17 protein-coding genes are annotated in these 24,614 nt (G+C 39.6%); 13 read left to right on the forward strand and 4 right to left on the reverse strand.

What is annotated here, in order from left to right:
- Positions 1–11 precede the first annotated feature (11 nt).
- The 8 genes from J8L85_RS04185 (at position 12) to J8L85_RS04220 (ending at position 12,500) form a co-directional block, all read left to right on the forward strand.
- Positions 12–1,517: a RagB/SusD family nutrient uptake outer membrane protein gene (locus J8L85_RS04185; RefSeq protein ID WP_211014846.1), complete on the forward strand. Its 1,506-nt coding sequence runs from the start codon at positions 12–14 to the stop codon at positions 1,515–1,517.
- Positions 1,518–1,745: 228 nt separating this feature from the next.
- Entirely contained in the window at positions 1,746–2,930 is a 1,185-nt protein-coding gene (locus tag J8L85_RS04190) for a TlpA disulfide reductase family protein (RefSeq protein ID WP_211014847.1), read from the forward strand.
- 26 nt (positions 2,931–2,956) lie between these two features.
- Positions 2,957–4,153 carry a TlpA disulfide reductase family protein gene (locus J8L85_RS04195; RefSeq protein WP_211014849.1) on the forward strand — a complete coding sequence of 399 codons (1,197 nt, stop codon included), beginning with the start codon at positions 2,957–2,959 and terminating at the stop codon, positions 4,151–4,153.
- Positions 4,154–4,174: 21 nt separating this feature from the next.
- Complete coding sequence (locus J8L85_RS04200; protein WP_211014851.1) at positions 4,175–5,374, forward strand: TlpA disulfide reductase family protein; 1,200 nt, start codon at positions 4,175–4,177, stop codon at positions 5,372–5,374.
- Positions 5,375–5,383: 9 nt separating this feature from the next.
- Entirely contained in the window at positions 5,384–5,818 is a 435-nt protein-coding gene (locus J8L85_RS04205; RefSeq protein ID WP_211014853.1) for a hypothetical protein, read from the forward strand.
- A 174-nt stretch (positions 5,819–5,992) separates the two neighbouring features.
- On the forward strand, positions 5,993–8,812 hold the full coding sequence (locus J8L85_RS04210) for a pitrilysin family protein (protein ID WP_247656549.1): 2,820 nt from the start codon (positions 5,993–5,995) through the stop codon (positions 8,810–8,812).
- Positions 8,813–8,908: 96 nt separating this feature from the next.
- Positions 8,909–10,903, forward strand: coding sequence for a cytochrome c biogenesis protein CcdA (locus J8L85_RS04215; protein WP_211014856.1), 1,995 nt, complete (start codon positions 8,909–8,911; stop codon positions 10,901–10,903).
- 100 nt (positions 10,904–11,003) lie between these two features.
- Positions 11,004–12,500: an aminotransferase class V-fold PLP-dependent enzyme gene (locus tag J8L85_RS04220; protein WP_211016284.1), complete on the forward strand. Its 1,497-nt coding sequence runs from the start codon at positions 11,004–11,006 to the stop codon at positions 12,498–12,500.
- Between the two features lie 37 nt (positions 12,501–12,537).
- On the opposite strand, the gene J8L85_RS04225 is transcribed toward J8L85_RS04220, so the two are convergent.
- The 3 genes from J8L85_RS04225 to J8L85_RS04235 form a co-directional block, all read right to left on the reverse strand.
- Complete coding sequence (locus J8L85_RS04225; protein ID WP_211014858.1) at positions 12,538–13,662, reverse strand: glycerate kinase; 1,125 nt, start codon at positions 13,660–13,662, stop codon at positions 12,538–12,540.
- Between the two features lie 8 nt (positions 13,663–13,670).
- Entirely contained in the window at positions 13,671–15,275 is a 1,605-nt protein-coding gene (locus J8L85_RS04230) for a sodium:solute symporter (RefSeq protein WP_211014860.1), read from the reverse strand.
- A 112-nt stretch (positions 15,276–15,387) separates the two neighbouring features.
- Complete coding sequence (locus J8L85_RS04235) at positions 15,388–16,698, reverse strand: trehalase family glycosidase (RefSeq protein ID WP_211014862.1); 1,311 nt, start codon at positions 16,696–16,698, stop codon at positions 15,388–15,390.
- Between the two features lie 248 nt (positions 16,699–16,946).
- Between J8L85_RS04235 and J8L85_RS04240 the strand changes: the two genes are divergently transcribed.
- Together J8L85_RS04240 and J8L85_RS04245 are read left to right on the forward strand one after the other, a co-directional pair.
- Positions 16,947–17,978, forward strand: a complete 1,032-nt coding sequence (locus J8L85_RS04240; RefSeq protein WP_211014864.1) for a LacI family DNA-binding transcriptional regulator — start codon at positions 16,947–16,949, stop codon at positions 17,976–17,978.
- A 143-nt stretch (positions 17,979–18,121) separates the two neighbouring features.
- On the forward strand, positions 18,122–18,787 hold the full coding sequence (locus J8L85_RS04245) for a hypothetical protein (protein ID WP_211014866.1): 666 nt from the start codon (positions 18,122–18,124) through the stop codon (positions 18,785–18,787).
- Positions 18,788–19,100: 313 nt separating this feature from the next.
- On the opposite strand, the gene J8L85_RS04250 is transcribed toward J8L85_RS04245, so the two are convergent.
- Complete coding sequence (locus J8L85_RS04250) at positions 19,101–20,573, reverse strand: XRE family transcriptional regulator (RefSeq protein ID WP_211014868.1); 1,473 nt, start codon at positions 20,571–20,573, stop codon at positions 19,101–19,103.
- A 120-nt stretch (positions 20,574–20,693) separates the two neighbouring features.
- On the opposite strand from J8L85_RS04250, the gene aceB reads away from it, so the two are divergent.
- The 3 genes from aceB (at position 20,694) to rraA (ending at position 24,606) form a co-directional block, all read left to right on the forward strand.
- The gene (gene aceB, locus J8L85_RS04255) at positions 20,694–22,295 is read left to right on the forward strand and encodes a malate synthase A (RefSeq protein ID WP_211014870.1); all 1,602 of its coding nucleotides are present in this window, start codon (positions 20,694–20,696) and stop codon (positions 22,293–22,295) included.
- Positions 22,296–22,425: 130 nt separating this feature from the next.
- A complete protein-coding gene (locus J8L85_RS04260; RefSeq protein WP_211014872.1) occupies positions 22,426–24,036 on the forward strand; it encodes an isocitrate lyase in 1,611 nt (536 codons plus the stop codon).
- A gap of 75 nt (positions 24,037–24,111) precedes the next feature.
- Complete coding sequence (gene rraA / locus J8L85_RS04265; RefSeq protein ID WP_247656550.1) at positions 24,112–24,606, forward strand: ribonuclease E activity regulator RraA; 495 nt, start codon at positions 24,112–24,114, stop codon at positions 24,604–24,606.
- Positions 24,607–24,614 lie beyond the last annotated feature (8 nt).

Below are 24,614 nucleotides of genomic sequence, written 5' to 3' on the forward strand. Positions count from 1 at the left end.
TAAAGAACATTATGAAACAATATATATATAAAGCATATGGGATGGGTGTCTTCATCTGTCTTTTAATTTTCAGTTCATGCGATCTTACTACGGCCGTCGATGATGTAGAACCATTATATACAATATCTGCCGATGAGGCTATTTATGATGAAAAATCAGCGGATCTGGCCCTTTTGGGGGTGTATTCGGGAATGACACAGTATGGACTGGATTTCCCGACTGTATTTTTTGTTCCCGATATTTTTCTGGGTTATAGTAATGCCGGATTTTATGCTAATAATGAGGAGCAATTGGGGTGGTCTTCAAACAACCCGATATTGACGGGCTCAATTCAGCATGGGGCATACACAAGGTTTTACTCTTTGATCAATAATGCCAATTGGGTAATTGAACAGACCGGTATGCTGTCCGATGATATATTCGATACTCCGGGAAGAAGGGCAGAGGTGATAGCAGAGGCTAGGTTAATGCGTGCTTTGGCTACTTTTTATTTACTAAGGGCTTACGGTCAATTCTATGATACGTCATCTGAATTTGGTGTGGTATTGCGTACGGACCCTGCCCGTTATGAAGAAGAATTGCCAAGAAGTTCCGTTCAAGAAACCTATACGGCAATTCTAGCAGATATCGAGGATGGTATTGCGAATGCACCGGAGAATAGGGGAAAGACGTTTACAAACAAAACATTTGCCAGGGCGTTCAAGGCCAAAGTATTGCTTTATATGGGTGATTATCAACAGGCAGCTTCCGAAGCAAAAGCGGTTATTGAGAACCCAGGATCGGGTTTTGCCCTTGAAGCCGACTACGCCAGTATTTTTGGTCCTCATGATAGTCCGACATTGTTCGAAAAGAGTGAGATTATCTTTGGTATACCGGGAGTGGAAACTCCTGAAGGTACCGGTGTAGGTTGGGGTAATTTTTATAATGGCTTTTCGGCCGGGGTCGATCCTGTTTATTTTGATATGGTGAATACAGGTACGTTGACCATTGGAGGCCAGACAATTGCCCATGACGGTGGGCGGGTCGAATCAATTACCGACCCTTTTGGCGGTTCCTTGGGTACGCCATTAATGACCAAATATTCTGATTATACAACCGATTATGAAATGCACTACGTGATGCGTATGGCAGAAATATACCTGATTCATGCAGAAGCTGCCGCTAGAGCTTCCGGGATGGTAACCCCGGAGGCGTTAAGCTCATTAAATGAGGTAAGAAAAAGGGCAGGGGCTACCACAACCGGAGGCGACGGGTTCGAAACTTACCCTGAAAGTATTTCATTGTCAGAATTTTTAGAAGCTGTTCGTATAGAGAAACTTGTGGAACTTTATGCCGAAAATGGTGAAAATTGGTTCGATGCCGTACGATATGCCTATGAGGACGGAGGGTTTAATTCTGGTTTTCAGGTTTCAGAAATAAAAGCCACGGCTACCGATCCCAATAAATTTATTTTTCCAATACCCCAAACCTCTGTAGAGGTCAATTCATTATTAGTTCAAAATCCGGGGTACCAATAGAATTTTCCTGACAGATAAATCAGTTGGATAAGGTTATGGAAAGGTAAAACGCCCTTTCCATAACCCTCCAATAAACTCAGTTTCCTGATAGGGATTAATATTGGTGCAATGGACAATATCTGTCGTGACCTTTTTTGCTTATCTCTTGATTTCAATTTTTGGCAAGTTCATAAAGAGGCCTTTAAGGAGACTTTTATACTATAAACAATTAAACTTTTACATCAAAAAATGAAAATATATATCAAAGCGACGATTTTTGTCCTGACAGGACTTTTACTTATTACATCATGTAAAAAAACTGAAAAAAGACCTCCGAATCAATTTACATTGGAAGGTGAAATAAAAGGGTTAAAATCTGATTTTTTCTTTAGACACCCAGATAAAGAATATACAAGGGAAACCCCTCCGGATACCATTCACGTAATAGACGGAAAAATCAAATTTTCAGATACCATTTCGAAACTTTCATTGATCAGGGCCTATACAGATTATAAAGATGAGGACAGTAAGATATTCAAGAAAGCGGCCGACGGAGGGTATTTTCCTGTGAAATCAATGTACTTAATGTTTTTTGCTTATCCCGGGGCGGATATTAAAATACAAGGGGAGGCCAGTGATTTTATAGATGCGTACCCCAGTGGTGATGCATATAACAATAGTTTGGCCGCTGTAAACAGACTTACCTTTCCGAACATAAACAAAAGTGCCAATCTTATGGTAAAGGCTACTTATGAGAAAGATTCCGTGGTTATAGAACAACTTCAAAAAAAAGCTGAGGAAATTAGTAAAAAAGGAAGAGAGGCTTTAATTGAGCATGTTAGGGAACATCCAAAATCATTGGGGGCCCTGTGGTATTTGGAAGACATGATTATGCGTGGCCAAATAGAAGATACAGTTGCGATCGATCTATTTAATAATGTCTCTAAAGAACTCAGTGACCTAAGTTTTTATAAAACGGCCGAAACCCGTATTCAAGGTATTAGAGCTACTGCCGAGGGTATGCCGGTGCCAGCTATTAAAACCAATGCAACCTTGGAAGGTAGTGAGTTCGATATCGCATCGTTCAAAGGAAAATATGTGTTGATAGATTTTTGGGGTATTTGGTGTGGACCTTGTGTCAAAGAAATGCCCAAAGTAAAGGCCTTTCAAGAAAAATACAAGGACAAGCTCGTAGTGTTGGGAATAAACTCGGGCGACACAAAAGAAAAAATAGAAGAATTTATCACCGATAACGGCTATGACTGGCAGCAATTAATGAGTGATAGAGGGAATACTCCCGATAATTTCGTAACCCGTTTCAATGTAAAAGGCTTTCCCACAAAATTCATTGTAGATCCTGAAGGAAAAATTATGAAAAGATATTTAGGAGGGGGAGAAGATGCATTTGAATTATTGGAGGAACTTTTAAACTAACAAGTGTCTATACTAAAACTTAAATCATGAAAATGTCTTTAAAAATAAAATCAGCACTAATACTTGGTTTGGTAATAGTATTACCTCTTACTGGCTGTAAAAAAGAAGCACCTTTTGAAGGTTATACTATATCTGGTGCAGTAAAAGGTCTAGATAAGGCCAAAGTAAAATTAATTGAAATGAATTTTACGGACAGGGGATCCAAACCTAAGGTAATTGACAGTACCCAAATGACAAATGGTGCTTTTACATTTAAAGGAACCGTTGAACATCCTGATCGAGTGTTTATTGAGATAGGTGATGAATTTCACAGTGAATTCTTTCTAGAAAACAGTGACATTACTCTAGAATTGGATACAGGAGAGTCTAAACGTGGTCAGCTTAAGGCAAAAGTAACCGGTTCAGCATTGCAGCAGGTTTATGAAGTGCAGCAGGCGAAAATAGACAGTATCATGAATCAAGAGAAATTTGCGCCCTTACAGGCCATAAGACCCAAAATGGAAGCGGCTTATAAGTCTAAAGATGAAGCTAAAATAAAAGCTTTTCAAGAATGGAGAGCCCAATTTAGCGACTTGGAAAGTCAACGACAAAATGAGCGGAGATCTTTTATGATTCAGTATGCAAAAGATCATCCTGATTCTCCAGTAGCTCCTTGGATTTTAGCCTTTCAGTTTAGCGAAGGGCGTATGTCCAAAGAAGAAATGAAGGCTATTTACCCCATTTTTACAGGGGGTGCCAAACACACGGCGATGTTTAAATATTATGAAAAAACATATAATGATATTTTTAAAAACTTAGGTGTTGGTAGTATGGCTCCAGATTTTATTTTAAACGATGTTAACGGAAAAGAAGTTTCCTTAAAAGGTGTTGAGGCAAAATATAAATTAGTCGATTTCTGGGCATCTTGGTGTGTGCCTTGTAGGGCATCATTTCCACATTTAAAAGAATTATACAAAAAGTATAAAAAAGATGGATTTGAGGTTATAGCCATTGGGACGGCAGATGCTGAAGCAAAATGGAGAAAAGCCATTGAAGAAGACCAAACACCTTGGATGCATTTAAATGATACAGATCAAGACCATCAATATGGTATTGTTGCCCGTAAATATGGAGTCCCATTTTTACCAACCACATTTTTAATGGATGAAAACGAAAAAATTATTCTTAGAAATCCTTCAAAAGAGGAGTTGGATGCAAAATTGGAAGAACTCTTTGGGTATTAAGAATAAATAAAACTAAAAACCATGAAAAAAATATTAAAAACAATACTGCCAATGGCCATCCTGCTATTGGTAACCGCAAATTGCAAACAAGAAGAACCCTTTGATGGTTATACCGTTACGGGTACTGTTAAAGGCTTGAATACTGGCTGGGTCAAATTAACAGAAGCTGCAAACCGCAATAAAGTTATCGTACTCGATAGTACAGAGATAGTAAACGGTACTTTTGAATTTAAAGGAAAAGTAGAAGCCCCAGATATGGTGAATCTGGTTATTGAAAATAAAAGCGCATGGTTTTTTCTAGAAAACAGCGATATAAATATAGCAATAGATTGGTCTACAGTAAAGCCAGAAGATTGGCAATTTACTCCAATCGTTTCAGGTTCAAAATCAAATGACGAGTTTGAGCGGTTGGAAGCTGAATCTCAGGCCATCTTTAAAAAACCAAAATATGCGCCCCTAGATTCTATTCAGGTAGCTTATGCCAAAGCCAAAAAGAATAATGACCCTAAATTATTAGAAGAAGCAGAGGCGTTACAAAAAAAACTAAGTCCATTGTCTGAAGAGCGCAGAGCAGAATATACCAAGGCAAAATATAATCACGCAAAGAATAATCCAAGCTCACCTGTAGCAGTTTATTTTTTAGGATATCAATATACAGAGGGACGAATGAGCAAGGGCCAACTTAAGGAGTTTTATAATCTTTTTCAAGGTGATGCAAAAAAAACGGCTTTTTATAGAAACCATATCACCAAAGTTTATAAAGATGTATTTGAGAATTTGGGAGAAGGGAATAAAGCTCCTGATTTCACTTTAGATACAGTTGATGGAAAGGCACTTTCTTTGGCTGATGTAAAAGGAAAATACCGTTTAATCGATTTTTGGGCAAGCTGGTGTATACCATGTCGCGAATCATTTCCTCATCTAAAGGAATTAAGAAAAAAATACGGGACCGATAATTTTGAGATTATAGGTATAGGTACGGCCGATGCAGAAAACAAATGGAGAAAAGCTATTGACGAAGATCAAATTTCATGGATACAAGTATATGATGATGCAGGTATGGGTGATGAAAAGAGAGCACCCTATGGTCCGGTTGCCAAATTATATGGAGTGCCACATTTACCTACTACATTTTTAATAGATGAAAATCAAACAATTCTGCTACGTAATGCTACAAAAGAGGAGTTAGACGCTAAACTTATAGAACTTCTTGGTTATTAATGAAATGATATGAAAAACTACATTAAACTAATAGCAACGCTCGTCTTAGTACTAAGTATAACGACCATAAAGGCACAAGACATTGATAAACAAGATATAAGTGTACTATATGTTGGCTACAGTTCGGAAAAACCAATGCCCGAAAATTTAGAGTCCGCGAGAATAAGCGGAGGTATGACACCAGAACGTTTCAAGGAAGAATACGGAAAAAGAATGCCTGCATTTGAAGACTTGTTAAACAAGTATTTCACAAAGGTAACCAGTGTGGACCCAAGAGATTATTTTTATTCTGAACCGGATGCTTTTCATGACCTAAAGGTAGATGAGGATATCATAAGTCTGGGTGTCGCAAACACTGATATAGAAGTGCTTGATAAGGCGATAACAATGATGGCATTTATATTTATGGGAGCTCACTCGTTTTTGCAAAGTACTTCTCGGTAGGTGAGTTCTCTGAAAAGGATAAAATTGTTGCCAGTCTATATTATCAAACCTGTGACCGGTATAAATGCTTTCCACCTAATACAAAGACTAAAAACTTAAGTGTTCTATAATTAACATTTTTTTTAAATAGGGTGTAGACTTTTAAAATCGTACTACGCCTAAATAACCTATATAATGATGAAAATTTTAACTAAAACGAAAATAATTTTCTGCACGATCGCAGCCATGGGGCTACAACAATTTGTAAATGCCCAGAATGGTACCGATAAATTCTCGAAAGTGAAAGAACTTGGTGGCATCGAAGAATATATGTACGAGCCAAATGGAATGAACCTGCTGTTGTTACAAGATAATGCGGCACCTGTTGTAACCGTGCAGGTGGTTTATAGAGTGGGGTCAAAACATGAAGTTCCGGGAAATACAGGCTCTACCCATTTGTTGGAACATTTAATGTTCAAGGGAACGACTAAGTTTCATAAGAGCAAAGGAACCTCTATTGATAGCAAGTTAACCGGTATAGGTGCCCGGATGAATGCTACTACTTGGAATGATAGAACCAACTATTATGAAACCATACCCAGTGACCAATTGGAACTTGCATTGGACATTGAAGCCGACAGAATGAGGAACTCTTTATTGCTAAAGGAAGACAAGGAGGCCGAAATGACTGTAGTACGTAACGAGTTTGAACGTGGTGAAAATAGTCCTTTCAACGTCTTGAACAAAGAAATTTGGGCCATGGCCTATATGGCACACCCTTATCATCATGCGACTATTGGTTGGCGATCGGATATTGAAAAAATGCCGATCGAGACCTTGCGTAAATTTTATGATACGTACTATTGGCCCAATAATGCAACGCTAACAATTATCGGAGATTTTCAGAAGGCCGATGTTTTTAATTTGGTAGATAAATACTTCGGAAAAATACCAAAGGCGCCCCATATAATGCCCCAGCCTTACACCGAAGAACCCGAGCAACTGGGTCCAAGAAAGACCATTGTCAAAAAGAATGGGCAACAAAGTATAGTTTCCATTGGGTATAAGATTCCAGGTAAATTACATGAAGATATGCCTGCCTTAACGGTTTTAGGCGAGATTTTGGGAAGTGGAACCTCATCTATATTAAGTAAAAAATTCAAAGATACCGGTTTGGCTTATTCGGTTTTCGCAGAACCGTCAACTTTCAAGGATACGGGGTTATTTACCATAGCTCTTATTTTTGATCCGGCCTCTAGCCATGAAGACTTAAATAATCAGCTTTTGGCCGTAATCGAAAAGATAAAAAAAGAAGGGGTTGACCAAGCGGATGTGAATCGTGTCGTAGCTAAACTAAAAGCACAGACCATATTGTCTAGAGATGGTTCTGGTAGTATTGCCAGTCAACTTAACGAGGCTATTGCCGCAGGCGATTGGACAGATTATGTGACAAATACCGAAAAACTTGCAAAAGTTACGGCAGAAGATGTAAAACGGGTGGCCGCTACATATTTATTGGAAAATCAAAGTACAACGGGCTACTTTGTTGCGGACACGGGCTCAGCCATGGCCGAAGGAGGGCCAAAGTCTAGCAAACATCATGAGGTTAATGGTAAATATTATTATAGACATCCTGATTACACCGATGAAGAAACAGGTTATTCGGTATATAATATAGAGACTAAAGTATCTACTACAGCTAACGAAACACCTGCTAGTGAAGAGATAGTGAATAAGGTAAAGGATAAAAAATTCACTAGAAAAAACATTGAGGGTATCGATGTTGTGACCGCCAAAACCGGTGTTAAGGACTTTATCACGGTTTCTGCGAGTTTTCCTATTGCAAATTATCACAATACAAACGGGAACAATGTAGTGCCAATGTTGACAGTTGGAATGCTAGATAAGGGGACAACGGAACATGATAAGTTCAATTTTTCTCAAAAGTTGGACAAACTAGGAGTTAATTTCAATATAAACGCAGGTACCCATCACGTTCAAATTGGATTTAAATGTCTAAAAAAAGACGTGAATGAAGTAGTGGCGCTATTAGCCGAGGAATTAAGGTACCCCTTGTTTGATGCCAAAGAGTTTGATCTGCTCAAACAACAGATAATCGGTAGTATTAAAAGAGGTATTTCAGATCCGGCGACCCAAGGGTCTATTGCCCTTTCCCAGGCTATTTACCCAGAGGGGCATCCAAATTATAAGTATGATGTTCAGTCGACTATCAAAAACATTGAAAAAGCGACCTTAAATGAATTGAAAACATTTCATAGCAACTATTTCGGGACAAAAGGAATGCATCTGGTAGTTGTCGGTGATGTGGATACCAATGAACTGTACAAATCATTGAAGAAAGCTTTTAAGGGCTGGAATGGAGGCCAAGTTTCTTCTTCTACTTATAAAGAACCATCAAAAACGAGTGCTTTGGAAAAAGTTGTAACCATTCCTCAAAAGCCCAGTGCTCAATTATTTATAGGTCAATATACAGGTATCAAAAGAACCGACAAGGATTATGTGCCTTTTTACATGGCGACGAGTATTTTGGGCGGAGGTTTCTCAGGTAGATTAATGCGTACGGTCAGGGATGTAGAAGGATTGACATATAGTATAGGAGCAGGCCATTCTGGTCATGAAAATTCCGGTGGACATTGGTTGGTATATGCTACGTTCAACCCTAGCTTATTTCAAAAAGGACTGGACGCGACTATGGTGCAGATAAAAAAATGGGTAAACGAAGGGGTTACCAAAGAAGAATTGGCTGCAAAAAAATCGAATATAACAGGTAGCTTCAAAGTGAGTTTGGAAACCACCTCAGGACTTTCAAGAACTATTTTGAGTTTCCTTCAAAGAGGATGGGAGCCCGATTATATAGATCAGTATCCAAAAGATGTAGAATCGGTTACCTTAGATCAAGTAAATGCCGCAATTAAGAAATATATAGATCCGGATAACTTGATTGTAATTAAATCAGGCTCGTTGGACAAGGAGGGCAAACCACTTGTGGAATAGAACATAGTTTTAAATTATTCGAATTATTTAAAAATAAGATCAAAAGAATTTTAAGGGGGTGTTTTCTATAAAAGCCCCCTTTTTAAACCAACCCAAATGAAAGCGAAAACATTACTTTTTCTCGCGTTGCTCATAATACAATCATATGTGTCCGCGCAAATTCTAGACCCGGTTAAATGGTCTACTTCAGTTGAAAAAATTAGTGATACCGAGTACAAATTAATATCCAAGGCATCAATTGATCCCGGTTGGCATCTATACTCGCAAAATGTTCCGGAAGATGGGCCGATACCAACAACGTTTAGTTATTTAAACGAGGATACGTCCTTTGTACTGGTTGGGGGCACTACAGAGGAAGAAGGCCATACGGTGGACGATCCGATTTTCAATATGAAAATTAAATTTTTTGAAGACCAAGCCACTTTTGAACAGATTATAGAGGTGTTCGAGATTAAAAGTACTTATAAGGGTATTGTTGAGTTCATGGTCTGTGATGATCAAAGATGTCTTCCCCCGACCGAAGTGGATTTGGTGTTTGAGATTCCGAATGTGGATAAGACAATAGTCCCAAATGAAAAAAACAACGCAAAAAATAGTACAATAACAGATGAAAGGGAGGTTGGTGCCATAGCCAAATCAAAATCATCGAGAGGGTTGTGGGCAATTTTCTTTATAGCTTTTATATCTGGCTTTGCGGCTCTTTTGACACCATGTGTTTTTCCAATGATTCCATTAACGGTTAGTTATTTTACCAAACAGAGTAAGAATAAGGCGGTAGGAATTAAAAATGCCGTACTTTATGGAATTTCGATTATAGTAATATACGTATTTTTAGGAAGCGCGGTCACCGCTATTTTTGGGGCAGACTCCCTCAATGCCTTAGCCACTAATGTCTGGTTCAATATTATCTTTTTTCTATTACTTGTAACCTTTGCGGTTTCTTTTTTGGGCGCCTTTGAAATTACATTGCCACATTCTTGGGCTAACAAGATAGATGCCCAATCTACAAAAAGTGGATTGATCGGTATATTTTTTATGGCATTGGCATTGGCTATTGTTTCTTTTTCTTGTACCGGTCCTATTGTGGGTACACTTTTGGTTGAGGCAGCTTCAAAAGGAGGCACTGCTCCAATAATCGGAATGTTAGGTTTTTCACTTGCTATTGCATTACCGTTTGCACTGTTCGCGGCATTTCCCGGATGGTTGAACTCACTTCCAAAATCAGGAGGATGGTTAAACACGGTAAAGGTGGTGTTGGGTTTTTTAGAACTGGCATTGGCGTTTAAATTCTTGTCACAGGCAGATTTGGTTATTCAGTTACATTGGTTGGAACGTGAGGTGTTCATTGCAATTTGGATTGCTATTTTTGGCGCTTTAGGGCTTTATCTTCTTGGGAAGATACGATTACCACACGATTCTCCCATGACCCATATTTCTGTAGGTAGATTAGGACTGGCATTGTTAACCTTGACTTTTACCATTTATATGATACCGGGCCTTTGGGGTGCTCCATTAAATCTGATAAGTGCTTTTCCGCCTCCTTTAGAATATAGTGAATCGCCTTATGGAGTAGGGTATTCTAAGGTAGGTGCAGGAACGGTATCGGCGGATCATGGAGATTTGCCCGATGGGGGACATCTTCTGGCTCCTCATGATATTTTGGCTTTTAATGATTATGATAAAGGGCTGACATACGCCAAAAAAGTAGGCAAACCGATACTGATAGATTTTACAGGATGGGCCTGTGTCAATTGTCGGAAAATGGAACAAAATGTATGGCCCAAACCTGCGGTACTAGATGTTTTGAAGAACAAAGTAGTACTTGTTTCATTGTATGTGGACGATAAACGACCCTTGTCTACGGGAGAAGAAGTAGATTCTAAATTAAAACCAGGTAAAAAATTAAAATATATAGGTCAAAAATGGAGCGAACTACAAACAATAAGATATAAGGCAAATTCGCAACCCTTTTATGTGCTAATGGACCATAATGAAGAGAATCTCATAGATCCAGTAGGATATACACCCGATACTGATGAATATTATCGTTGGTTAGAGGATGGAATTTCCAAGTTTAAGGCATTACATTAATTTTTATGCTTTTTTTTTATTTAATTTATGAATTAGCTATAGACGGAATCACTTTGGCTTAAAGGCCAAGGTGATTCTTGATTATGAATCAGGTAAGAATATGAGCGGAACGGATAAAAACCAAAATAAAGCATCATTGGAAAATTACTTCAATGAATTTAGAAATCATATCGTAGGTGTTGATGAGGAATTCCGATCCCCGTATGGTAATCAGAAAATCTTGTATGCAGATTGGACCGCAAGTGGTAGATTGTATAGACCTATAGAAGAAAAACTGCTCTATGAAGTTGGGCCTTTAGTAGCGAATACACATACCGAAACCTCTTTTACCGGGGCATCAATGACGAACGCATATCATCAAGCTCGCAATATTATTAAAGAGCATGTTAACGCATCAAAAGATGATATTCTTATTACTGTGGGTACGGGGATGACGGGGGCTATTAATAAATTTCAACGTATTTTGGGATTAAAGGTGTCCGAAAACCTAAAAGAACATACACATGTTCCGGATGCTTTGAGGCCTATAATTTTCATTTCGCATATGGAGCATCACTCCAACCAAACTTCTTGGCTGGAAACCATTGCAAAGGTCGAGGTTATACCTGCTAATGATGAAGGGCTTCCATGTCTATTGGAACTGAAGAAACTGCTGGATAAATATAAAGATTGGCCTTTAAAAATAGCCGCTATTACAGGATGTTCCAATGTCACCGGTATTAGAACAAATTATCATGAAATAGCTACATTGATGCATCAGAACAATGGTTTGTGCTTTGTTGATTTTGCATGTTCCGCCCCGTATGTTCATATTGATATGCATCCAGAAAATAAAGATGCATATTTGGATGCAATCACTTTTTCCCCACATAAATTTTTGGGAGGTCCAGGATCGTCGGGAGTTTTGGTCTTCAATAAAAAGTTATATAAGAACCTAGTGCCGGACAATCCGGGAGGAGGAACGGTATCCTATACCAATCCATGGGGCGACCATGATTATATAGATGATATAGAAACTCGTGAAGATGGGGGTACTCCGGGTTTTTTACAAACGATTAAGGTAGCATTGGCCATTAGGCTTAAAGAGAAGATGGGGGTTCAGAATATCTTGGATAGAGAGCATGAAATGAACTCATATATCTTTAATAGGCTTTTGAACATAAAAAATCTACACATTCTTGCAGAACATCACAGAGATCGTTTAGGAATATTCTCTTTTTATATTGATGATGTTCATTACAATTTGATAGTTAAACTTTTAAATGACCGTTTTGGTATACAAACAAGGGGTGGTTGTTCGTGCGCGGGTACTTATGGCCATTATTTGTTACATGTAGACCAACTGAAATCTAAGGCTATAGAGCAAAAAATTCTAGAAGGATGCCTTATAGAGAGACCGGGGTGGATTCGTATGTCGATACACCCGACAATGACACAAGAAGAATTGACCTATATCTGTGATGCCATCGAAGCTACGGCAAAAAATCATGAAGATTGGGGAAAAGATTATAAATACGATAGTGCAAAGAATGAGTATGTTCATTTAGGGAAGAACAAATCGGAGAACGAAATTATAGCTGATTGGTTTAATTTATAGTGATATACGGCCATTTTAAACGACACAAAATTAGCGATTAGCCCAAAATTTTTGCAAAGTTGTAGGTAGACTTCACCAAGTTCACATAACTCGATTCCATGGCCTCTTGCAGTGTTGTAATACCCTGTACAATGGCCGTTACGTAGTCGAGGCCTAATTGTTGTTGTTGCGCTACCGTAAGTTGTAGCGATCCGCATAGGGCGGCTACGGGAATATTTTTACTTTGCCCCGATATCACGACCCCCTGAATGGTCTTGCCCGTTAGGGTCTGTGCATCCAATTGGCCCTCACCGGTTATAATCCAATCACTGCCTTCAATGGCCTTGTCAAAATCTGCCAGTTGCTTGATGAGTTCGATACCCGATGTAAGTTCACCGTTCAGAAAGGCCACGGCACCCCCACCGATTCCACCGGCGGCACCGGCACCCTTTATTTTTTGAAGATCCACACCAAATTGCCCTAAAACAACCTTTGCATAGTTGCGCAAGCCGGTGTCAAGCTGTTCAATTTCTCTATCGGATGCTCCTTTTTGGGAGGCAAAAACATGGGCCGCCCCTTCTTTACCGTATAACGGATTGTTTACATCGCAGGCCACTTTTACTTCTACTTCCCCAAGTCTGGGGTGTACATTGGAGGCATCAACGCTTTTAACGGCCGACAAACTTCCGCCTATTGGTTTTAATTCGATACCGTTGCCATCTAGAAATCGATAGCCCAAGGCAGAGGCCATACCCATGCCGCCGTCATTGGTGGCACTACCGCCGATACCCAAAATAATTTTTTTAGCGCCCTTGTTCAACGCATGTACAATAAGCTCGCCCGTACCCAAGCTGGTAGAGCGCATGCAGTTTTTTTCATCGTCCTTTAATAATTTGAGTCCCGATGCCTCCGCCATTTCAATATAGGCCACGCCAGTTTCCGGGGCATAGAGGTAAGAAGCCTCTATGGTTCTGAACAGAGGGTCGTGAACGTTTACCTTCACTTTTTCTCCCTTGAGGTAGTGTTTAATGACTTCCATGGTGCCATCGCCGCCATCGGCCAAGGGCATTTTTAAGATTTCGGCATTCTTAAAGACCATTCGGAGCCCTTCCTCGACCGCATTACAAAATTCGAAACCGGTCAATGAGCCTTTAAATTTATCGGGAGCTATTACGAATTTCATAGGTCGGATCAATTAAGAATGTTTGGTAAAGATATACTGAACAAGACAATTGCGACAAAGTAAGTACCCAAGATCGCTACTTCTTTTTTACCCGCATAGTAGACCACTTCAAGGCCTTTGTTGGCCTTTCGCTTGATCGTAAAACTTACGGCCAAAGCTACGAGTATGGTAACCAAGCAGCCGAGGGCGTTCCACCAGAACCAAAATATCTGCGGTACATAGAGCCACAGGTATATATTGAACAATACCCCTACGACAATACCGATATTGGCACCTAAGGCGTGTGTTCTTTTAGTTAATATGGCCAAAATAAATGCGGCTAATATAGGTCCGTAAAAAACCGAACTGATCTTATTGATCACCTCTATCACGGTACCTTCTATATTGCCGGCAAAAAAGGCAAAGAACAAACACACGAGTCCCCAGAAAATCGATAATAATTTGGAGTAGGTCATATATTTTTTATCCGGTATATTCGGATTGAACCTTCTAACAAAATCTTCCATGGTGACTGCCGAAAGGGAATTTACCGTAGAGCTTAGGGTGGACATGGCGGCCGACATAATTGCTACGATCAATATTCCGATTACACCGTTCGGTAAGTACTTTATAATAAATACAGGTACCATTAAATCTGCCTTTTTTCCTTGTAAAGAGCTAATGTTGGACTGGTATACCGCTTCCATCTGTTCTTGAAAGCTTACATCTTGTAGCAACAAGGTGCCTAGAACAAGACCCATAATACAATAGGTCAGGGTAAAGGGAAAACGAAGGAGTCCGTTTGCCATCATCAGTTTCTTCAGGTTGGGCATACTGCTTGAAGACAGTAGTCTTTGCGACTGTGTTTGGTCGGTTCCATAATAGGAAGCATAAAGAAAAAAACCACCGATGACCATGGGCCAAAATCCGAATTCGTCATTGCCATCTGCATTGTTAAAACCCCATTTGCTAAAATCGACCGCCGTAATCCTATCCGTATCTACATGGGTAAGAAAATTGTCTATGCCGCCCAATTCGCTAAATCCATAAAAAAGACAGATGATAATACCCAAGAACAAGATGCTCATTTGAATGACATCTCCCCAAATAACGGCTTTCATCCCTCCTTGAAAAGAGTATAGCATGGTAATAAGACCGATGATCAAAATAGAGATCCAAAAATCCAATTGAATGGTCGCTTGTAAGATAAGGGCCATCGTATAGACCATAACCCCGGTTGCCACTGAACGGCTTATCTGAAAAACAAAACTGATCAGAAGCCTTGAAGAGGCATCAAAACGCTTTTCCAGATATTCATAAACACTTACGATTCCAGATTTATATAAGGTGGGCATTATCGCTATAAGCAAAAATGCCATGGCCAGGGGCACACCGAACTCATAGGTCAGCCATTGCATACCTCCACCGTCTTTAAGGCCTACAAAGGCAGGTGCCGAAATAAAGCTTATGGCCGATAGCTGGGTAGCCATGGCCGAAAGGCTCAGGGGTAACCATGAAGTTTTACGGCCACCTAAAAAATAATCTCCGCCCGAGGTGTTTTCCTTGAATATAAAGCCCAACCCTATAAACCCGATCAGGTAAACAATAATGATAATGTAGTCGATGTAGTTCATAGGGTTGGCTTATTTTTTTAGTTATGATTTCATATTAAATTTCAATTCTTTTTATGTTCATTATGTTCAATGAATATGTTTTGAGATACAATTGCATTGTTGGGACTAGTGCTTAATTCTTCATAAAATCTATAATCAATGCGGCGGTCCATGAAAAATTATTTCCCCCATACCCCACTGGTTCATATTCGGTATTGTCTTTACGACAATCAAAGTACTCATAAAAACCGTATCTCTCAACTAGTTCTATACTATCCTCCTTGATTTGTGAGGCCAAATCCGTAAAGCCATAGTTTCTAAGTCCTAAATAAAGCATCCAGTTCATATTGATCCAAATCGGTCCTCTCCAATATTTTTTAGGATTGAAGCGCTCATCCGTTGGGTCATAGGAAGCACATAGGTATTTGTCGTCACCACCAAATTTATCGATCATCGTTTGTACCAAAACCTTTGCCCTTTCGGCACTGGGTATATTGGCAAAAAAAGGAGAAAACGACGAAGAGGTAATGTAACGTAGCGCTTTTTCGTTTCTTAGATCGTAATGTACGTAGGCTCCCAGTTCGGTATCAAATAACTTCTTGTTAAAACTCTTAATGCTTTTAGATTGCCATTTTAAAAGTGTCTTTACTTTATCTTCATTTCCCCCTATTAGTCCGTATAGATCGATCAATGCTTGGTTCGACTTTATGAGCATGGAGTTGAACAATGGGTCTTGTACCAAGAAAGGTGAGAGTTCCGCTATTTTGGCATCGTCATAATTGTTTTGCTTGGCAATGTCGATGATATAAAGGTAATGGTCGTATTCCCTTTGTGAAGGCCGTTGAGAAGCATCTACGTGTGTGGTATCTTTTCTGACAAAATTGTATTCAGGAGGATTCATGGTATCCCAAATATCGTCCCATACAGGAGAATTATCCGTGCCGGATTCCCAGTTGTGATAAATATATACGAGCCCTTCGTTATGTGGGTCGCGGTTTTCATAAAAATAGACATGATTGTCGTACACTTTGTCTATCTGCGTTTTGATAAAGTTGAGCATGTCTTCCTTATCTTTTGCGATACGATACATTTCTTGGAGTACAAATCCGGATACAGGTGGTTGCGTCATGCCCGTAGATCTGTATTTTTTGGAGGACAGCGGATGTAGTTCCGATTGATGAAAATCAGCACCTGGAAAATAAGAGTCGTTCTCCGTATGAAAAATAATATGGGGAATAAAGCCATTTCCCCATTGCGAATCTAGCAATGTTGTCATTTCCGTTTTTGCTTTTTTTACGTCGTAATGGGCGAAGCCAATGGCAATAAAGCCGGAATCCCATTTCCATTGAAAAGGGTATAATCCTGCACTGGGGATGGTAAAACCACCTTTTTGATAATTGGAGTCCAATACTTTAATGGCCCTCTCGTATAATGCTGTATTCATATAAGTACTTATAAAAACATATTGGCAATTATTTGAATACCAATGTGTTTAACGATTAAACTCAAACTTTTTAACCACTGGGGTTAGTTTTGGCAAAATTTTCTTTCTACAATTATTCAATCTTTAAGTTGAGGAGTGAAATTATATGAATATCATAATCAATCGACAAAATATTTAGTGATTTATTATGCAAACGTTTGCGGTAACGTTTGCAAAAAGATTATTTTTGATTTTATACCCTTTTAATCATGGCCAAGAAGAGAAACACGACCTTAAAAGAACTGGCACAAGAATTAAATTTATCGATATCGACAGTTTCTAGAGCTTTGAACGGACATCCGGACATAAGCTCTGAAACGATGGAAAAAGTGAAAAGATTGGCCAGGCAAATGCATTATGTGCCCAATTTGTTCGCAAGGGGGTTCCGATCTCGCGAAACCTATATTTTAGGGGTAATAGTACCTAGTATTTCACACATGCTTACCGCTACGATGTTAAAGGGTATTTTGGAAGAAGCGGAGGTAAGGGGGTACCGGGTCATTATTTCCGAATCTAAAAATAATGAGACCAAACAAGTGGAAATGCTGGAGACCATGACCCAATTCGGGGTAGATGGGGTATTAATGTCATTGGCCAGAAAAACTACCAAGGTAGAGGAAGTGTTACAAGTTTTAGATCGATTACCGATTGTTTTGTTCGATAAGGTTTCGAACAAAATACCCTGCACCCAGGTCGTTATCAACGAAGAAGAGGCCGCTTTTAATGCGGTAGGGCATTTAATAGAGTTGGGTAAACGGCGTATTGCCATTATAAAGGAAACCGAGAACAGCTATAATTCCGAAAAACGGTATGCAGGTTACCTAAGGGCCTTGAATGCCCACGGTATACCAATTAACGAAAAGATTATTTTAAGTACGGAAGATATATCGATAGACCGAGGCAAACACCTGACAAGAATTCTTCTTAGCATGAAAGAACGCCCCGATGCTATTTTTGCCATCACCGATGATGCGGCTATCGGAGCCATTCAGACCCTACATAGGTTCAAGGTTGACATTCCCGAGGAAATTGCCGTGGTGGGCTTTAGCAACTCTGCCCACTCTACGATCATAGATCCGGCCCTTACGACCGTAGACCAGCCTGGGGATCGAATTGGGCGGACTGCCGTCAAATTCTTGATCGATGAGATCAAAAATCCCAAAAATGAAATTGTTACCAAGACGGTGGAGATAAAAACCAATCTTATTGTAAGGGATTCCACTTTGGGTTCCTATGTGTAGAACTATCTAATAATTAGATGTTTATGGTTTCTTCTGTTCTGTCGGTACTCTGGGGCCATCTTTGGTTTGTACATAAATATTTATTCAATAATTTTTATTTTAAGAGCATAATCAATCATTGCTTAAATTTTAAAACCTTTATTATGAGTAGATTTTTATTAGTTGTAATACTGTTTGTAAGTTTTCAATGTTACCCACAAAAACGTGTTTCCCAAATAAATTATTACTCCGTCGACAATGAAACAAACGAAGAAAATTTGATAAAGACTTTGGGTTTTGTTTATACCGGTGAAAAATTGACAAAGATTAATGCCAAAGGGTATAACGGAAATAACCCCTATCATAACAATATTGAGTTTAAATATAATGGTGATGAGATAAAAGCATACTCGGGAGATGGGGATACTATGTTCGAGCGCGTTTCAGAAAACGGGAGGCCTGTAAGGGTGTATTATGGATACTATGGTAGGGAATTGAATCTTGAATATGATGCCGATGGTAATGTTGCATCTTTGATTATAGATAAAAGGTTAATTGACCATATGGTATATTGGAAGTACGACCACGATCAAAACAGGATTGTTACAGCTTATAGGGCAGGTACCAAGAAAAAGAAAAAACCAAAGAAAAAAGACCTTGAAGAATATCCTATGACCTATGTTTATGATAATGGCAAACTGTCTAAAATAGAAACTGGTGAAACGAAATTAAGTTGTGAATACGAAGATGATATGGTTACCATAACACATGGTAGATATTCCAAAGTGTTTAAATATGATGAGAACAATATTCTTAAATTAAAGAAGTAGTTTATAAAAAAGGGGATAGCAGTATTAAAAAGGCGGTGTTTACCTATGAGGACGGAAAAGGCAACGAAGACCTATATCTAGGGTATAAAGATGATGACTTATTTGCCTATATCTTAAAACCGAAATACAGTACCAAGTAAGTTGTTTTGTTTGCGGCTTAATTTTTTAGTACATCATGTAATGTCTTAATACGAACGGCCCTTGGTTTCATTTGAGAAACGGGCCGTTATAGTTTTATTCGACAGTAAATTATGGTCTCTGCTGATAGGAACCAATGCATTGGATTACCGAGTGCGGTGCATACCATAAAAGGTTAACTGAATTGCTTCATTAAATCGGAAACCACGTTTTCTATTACCTTGTTCTTGTTTATTTTTTCCAAGATCTTAGGGGGTACTTTCCGTTCCTTGCAATCAGAAATTGCGCATCGCTCACAGGTGACACCCACCATTTCCCGCTTAATTTTAGGGTCGTCCAAAAAGGCTATTTTCTTTTTTAACTGCTTATCTATAAGTAGTCCAATACTAATGCTCCTGTATTGGTTGTCCTTAAAGGGGTCCTTGGTCGCCGAAGAAAACAACAGGTATGAGATATTGCCCGGATATTCTGAAATCTGAAAGTCGAAGACATGATCTTTCTCTGTCTTTGCAATGTCTTTTAATACCTTTAACGAGACCCATCTTCTACAGTAATGCTCATTGGTTTCGTTGCCATGTGGCGATTGCTGACTCGGTAAATGTAATTCTTTGTTGAGATAAAAATTAGAACTGCCCGCTTTATGGGTAAACCTTAAAAAGAATAGGTTCTGAATATTAAAATCTTTTGGCAATAGATTGGTCAAGCGTTGGTAAAAGGTTTCGGGTGAGCTGGTAAACTCTGAAATTATCTTGATAAATACTCTTTTGTTAAAGGTTTTTTGCTGAAATAGCGTTTTTAGCTGATCGATCATGACTTCTCTGGGCAACACCAATGCCCCTGCAAAATAAGAGGCATAAAAGTTATTGAGCACCTGTTCAAAATTCTCGAACTTGATCCAGGGAAAAGTGTAGAGCCTTAGGCTATACCCTAGGTAATTATAGGCTATTTCCTTGGCATAAATAAAAATACGTTGCGCCTCATCTAGGTGATTGGCAAGCAGTAATGTTTTGGTCTTAGGAACAAAGACCGAACGAAGGTCGTACAGCTCCTTATGTTTTTTTAAATCCGAATTATTAATGTTGCACCCGTATTCCTCTACTAATATTTCTTCCAGCTCTTTTGCCGATACGGGCTTTTTTCTATCTACCTGGTATGCCTCGCAGAATTTAACGACTTGCTGTTCTAGCTCTTCAAAATAATTGTAGTTGGATTGTTGGTAAGAGCGGAGTGACGAAAGGTAAAAACTCTCTCTGTTAAAATTGTAGTGCTTTGCTACCTCAATGATCGTTGTAATAAAAGCATTGACCTTTCCCGGGGCATTGGCAATAATATCGATAAGGTCACTTTCCTTTATGCCAAAAAGCTCTAAAGGTATTTCCTTTAGTACCCTCGACTGTAAAATTTCACCAATGGGAGCTAGGTTTTTATCTAGCTGTAAAGAGACCAAATGGTCGTAAGGCACCTCTAATTTTTCTGATAAAACGACAATTTTATCGGTCTTCGGATATTTTTTTCCATTTTCAATTTCGTTCAAATAGGACTTTGATAATCCTGTGAGTTTCGATAATCCGAACAAGGACAAATTCTTGTCAGTCCTTATCTGCTTTAGCTTCAGCCCAAATATAAGTTTAATATCATCCTCTTCCATAAAAGCAAATATACGCAATTTAGATAGTCTGTATTTTTAGCGTAATTCAATATTTTGCGAACGTTCGCTTGTTTGGTAACGTTCTTTTTTTTAACATTGTTCTCATAAAACAATTTAATTATGGAGAATTACAGCGCAACCATACAAAGCGAATGGCAGTTCAACAGAGAGGTAAAAAATTACTATCCTGATTTATTGACCGATGAGGCAATGGCCTTTTTAACGTCTTTACATCGTCGTTTCAACGCCGACCGGCTAGAGCTTTTAAAAAGAAGACAACGGCAGCAGGCGATATTCGATGAAGGTAAGTTTCCGCAGTTTCCCATAGAGACAAAAGAACTTAGGGAGTCTGACTGGAAGGCTGCTCCCATACCTGCGGATTTATTGGATCGCAGGGTAGAGATAACCGGCCCCGTAGATCGTAAAATGGTTATAAACGCCCTAAACTCTGGGGCAAAGACCTTTATGGCGGATTTTGAGGACAGTAATGCCCCGTCTTGGGAAAATTGTCTTGAAGGGCAACAAAACCTTATAGATGCCAATAATAGATCTATCACATACCACGATTCTAAAAGAAACAAGACCTACGCCCTAAAAGGTGAACCTTGTGTTCTATTGGTGCGACCAAGGGGGTTGCATCTGAACGAACGGCATGTTCTTATAGATGATGCAGAAATGTCCGCAAGTCTTTTCGATTTTGGACTTTATGTATTTCATAATACCAAAACACTAATGGCGAATGGTACTGCGCCATACTTTTACCTTCCAAAACTAGAACATTATTTAGAGGCGCGTTGGTGGAACCAGGTGTTTGAGTTTGCTCAGGAGTACTTAGAAATTCCAATGGGTACCTTCAAGGCTACGGTACTTATAGAGACCATTACCGCAAGCCATCAATTGGATGAGATCATCTATGAACTTAAAGATCATATTGTAGGTTTAAACTGTGGTCGTTGGGACTATATCTTTTCGTACATAAAGAAGTTTAGAAACCATGAAGATTTTGTGGTGCCCAATAGGGATCAAGTGACCATGACTTCTCCTTTCATGGATGCATATTCAAAACTGGTGATACAAAGGTGCCACAAGCGCGGAATATTGGCCATAGGCGGTATGGCTGCACAAATACCGATTAAAAACAACGAGAAGGCCAATGCCCTTGCCCTAGAAAAAGTGCGTCTGGATAAAGAGCGGGAGGTAAAGAACGGTCATGATGGTACTTGGGTGGCCCACCCGGCACTGATCGGTGTGGCCATGAAGGAGTTTGATAAGCATATGCCTACGCCCAACCAATTGCATGTTACCAGAAACGATATCAATATTACCGAAAAAGATTTAGTAGAGCTTCCAAAAGGTACGGTTACCGAAGAAGGAATACGAAAGAACATCAATGTGGGAATTCTTTATCTAGAAGCTTGGCTCCAAGGTAATGGGGCGGTTGCCCTCTACCACCTAATGGAAGATGCCGCAACGGCCGAAATTTCTAGAACACAGGTTTGGCACTGGTTAAACAAAAACGTGGTTTTAGAGGATGGTAGAAAATTCGATGTTGCTCTTTTTGATGCCATATTCAATGACGAAATGGAAAAAATCATTACCGAAACGGGTCCGGATCAAATAAAGGACACCCAGTTTCAAAATGCCTTTGATTTGTTCAAAGAATTGGTGCTGTCAAAAGAATTCGAAGAGTTCTTGACCATACCGGCTTACAAATATCTATAAAAAACAAAGTCATGAAATATTCTAAAAACAATCTATTGATTACCAATTGGGGAATAAACAATACGATTCAGTACATCAGCCCCACAGACGCTCTATCCTTAATAAAATAAACCCTTAATTCATTGCCATTATGATAAATTATAATTCGGCCATTGACGTTGTTCGTAAAATAAAGGCCAAACACGGAAATACCTGGGCTTCCATAAACCCAGAGAATGCGGCGCGTATGATCGCCCAAAACCGCTTTAAAACAGGATTGGATATCGCCAAATACACCGCCTCCATTATGCGTAAAGACATGGCGGAGTATGATGCCGACCCTACCAACTACACCCAATCATTGGGTTGCTGGCACGGTTTTGTGGCGCAACAAAAAATGATAGCAGTGAAAAAACACCACGGCACCACATCCAAAACATACTTGTATTTGTCCGGTTGGATGGTGGCAGCACTACGTTCGGAACTTGGTCCTTTACCGGATCAGTCCATGCACGAAAAAACCGCAGTGCCCAAATTGATAGAAGAGATTTACACCTTTTTACGCCAAGCGGATGCGGTAGAACTCAACGACCTTTTCCGTCGTTTGGATGCCGGGGAGGATGTACAAGATGAGATAGATAATTTCGAAACACATGTAGTGCCGATCATTGCCGATATAGATGCAGGTTTTGGTAATGAAGAGGCGACTTATTTGTTGGCAAAAAAAATGATAGAGGCCGGTGCATGTGCCCTTCAAATAGAAAATCAGGTGTCCGATGCCAAACAGTGTGGTCACCAAGACGGTAAGGTAACGGTGCCGCACGAAGATTTTATTGCCAAGTTAAATGCCTTGCGCTATGCCTTTTTAGAGTTGGGCGTAGAAGAAGGTATAATCGTTGCCCGTACAGATTCTGAAGGTGCCGGTCTTACCCAAAAGTTGCCTGTGTCTCAGAAAGAAGGGGACTTGGCATCGCAGTACATGGATTTTATAGAGGCCGAAGAAGTATCTGCCGATGAGGTAAAGGACAACGATGTGCTGTTTAAACGTAACGGTAGATTGGTGCGGCCGGTACGAATGCCAAATGGCCTGTATAAGTTTAAGGAAAACTCCAACATAGACAGGGTGGTGCTAGATTGTATAACCAGCCTGCGTAATGGTGCCGATCTACTTTGGATCGAGACCCCGACCCCGCATGTGGGACAGATAGCGCACATGGTAAATAGGGTCAAAGAGGAAATACCCAATGCCAAATTGGTCTATAACAACTCGCCCTCTTTTAATTGGACGCTCAACTTTAGGCAGCAGGCCTACGATGCCATGAAAGAGGCGGGTGAAGATGTTTCCGAGTATGACCGCGAGGCCTTAATGGATGCCAAATATGATGGGTCGGAATTATCTGCCCGTGCCGATGAAATGATCCGTTCGTTTCAGTTGGAAGCATCCAAGCACGCAGGGGTTTTCCATCACTTGATTACCTTACCTACATACCATACGACAGCGTTGCATATGAATGATCTTGTAGCGGGATATTTTGGAGACATGGGTATGTTGGCCTATGTAGATAGTGTTCAACGACAAGAAATACGTAAAGGTGTTTCTTGTGTTAAACATCAGCGTATGGCAGGTTCGGATCTTGGGGATGATCATAAGACCTTTTTTGCGGGAGAAAAAGCCCTCAAGGCAAGTGGTGAAAAGAATACGAGCAATCAGTTCGAGTTCAATAAAAAAAGTGCAAGAAAAGAGCCGATACTTGCAAAGTAAGATTATCTGAACATTGTTAAAAGGCGGCACTACCTAAGTGTCGCCTTTTAAACCAGTTCATAAAGTGAGAAATAAATGTTACCTACTACATTGTTTACAACAGCGGATCTATGTGATCAATATCCGGAACAAGTGCTTTGTGCCGATTCTATTTTTCAGGATTTTGGAAACAAAAATTCGTTCTTTGGAAAAATAACCACCTTAAAATTATTTGAAGACAATACAAAGGTGCGCCAGCAATTAGAATTGGACGGAACAGGAAAAGTATTGGTGATAGATGGGGGAGCTTCGTTACGGTGTGCCCTAGTGGGTGATCGGTTGGCGGCATTGGCCATTAAGAACCACTGGTCGGGCATTATTATCAATGGTTGTATTCGCGACAGCGCCCTTATCAATACCATGAATGTTGGTATTAGGGCCCTCAATACATGTCCCGTGAAAAGTATTAAACGCAATAGCGGTGAAAAAGACATTCCCGTCAAATTTGCCGGAGTTACCTTTGCTACGGATCACTATGTTTATGTAGATTCGGACGGAATACTCTTGAGCGAACAAAACCTGTTGGACTAAAAAAAAGA

Source organism: Maribacter sp. MMG018 (assembly GCF_018100785.1).
In the GTDB taxonomy this organism is placed as follows: Bacteria; Bacteroidota; Bacteroidia; order Flavobacteriales; family Flavobacteriaceae; genus Maribacter.

Coding starts and splice junctions, on each gene's coding strand:
- J8L85_RS04185 (WP_211014846.1), top strand. CDS start 12: ATGAAACAATATATATATAAAGCATATGGGATGGGTGTCTTCATCTGT.
- J8L85_RS04190 (WP_211014847.1), top strand. CDS start 1,746: ATGAAAATATATATCAAAGCGACGATTTTTGTCCTGACAGGACTTTTA.
- J8L85_RS04195 (WP_211014849.1), top strand. CDS start 2,957: ATGAAAATGTCTTTAAAAATAAAATCAGCACTAATACTTGGTTTGGTA.
- J8L85_RS04200 (WP_211014851.1), top strand. CDS start 4,175: ATGAAAAAAATATTAAAAACAATACTGCCAATGGCCATCCTGCTATTG.
- J8L85_RS04205 (WP_211014853.1), top strand. CDS start 5,384: ATGAAAAACTACATTAAACTAATAGCAACGCTCGTCTTAGTACTAAGT.
- J8L85_RS04210 (WP_247656549.1), top strand. CDS start 5,993: ATGATGAAAATTTTAACTAAAACGAAAATAATTTTCTGCACGATCGCA.
- J8L85_RS04215 (WP_211014856.1), top strand. CDS start 8,909: ATGAAAGCGAAAACATTACTTTTTCTCGCGTTGCTCATAATACAATCA.
- J8L85_RS04220 (WP_211016284.1), top strand. CDS start 11,004: ATGAGCGGAACGGATAAAAACCAAAATAAAGCATCATTGGAAAATTAC.
- J8L85_RS04225 (WP_211014858.1), bottom strand. CDS start 13,662: ATGAAATTCGTAATAGCTCCCGATAAATTTAAAGGCTCATTGACCGGT.
- J8L85_RS04230 (WP_211014860.1), bottom strand. CDS start 15,275: ATGAACTACATCGACTACATTATCATTATTGTTTACCTGATCGGGTTT.
- J8L85_RS04235 (WP_211014862.1), bottom strand. CDS start 16,698: ATGAATACAGCATTATACGAGAGGGCCATTAAAGTATTGGACTCCAAT.
- J8L85_RS04240 (WP_211014864.1), top strand. CDS start 16,947: ATGGCCAAGAAGAGAAACACGACCTTAAAAGAACTGGCACAAGAATTA.
- J8L85_RS04245 (WP_211014866.1), top strand. CDS start 18,122: ATGAGTAGATTTTTATTAGTTGTAATACTGTTTGTAAGTTTTCAATGT.
- J8L85_RS04250 (WP_211014868.1), bottom strand. CDS start 20,573: ATGGAAGAGGATGATATTAAACTTATATTTGGGCTGAAGCTAAAGCAG.
- aceB (WP_211014870.1), top strand. CDS start 20,694: ATGGAGAATTACAGCGCAACCATACAAAGCGAATGGCAGTTCAACAGA.
- J8L85_RS04260 (WP_211014872.1), top strand. CDS start 22,426: ATGATAAATTATAATTCGGCCATTGACGTTGTTCGTAAAATAAAGGCC.
- rraA (WP_247656550.1), top strand. CDS start 24,112: ATGTTACCTACTACATTGTTTACAACAGCGGATCTATGTGATCAATAT.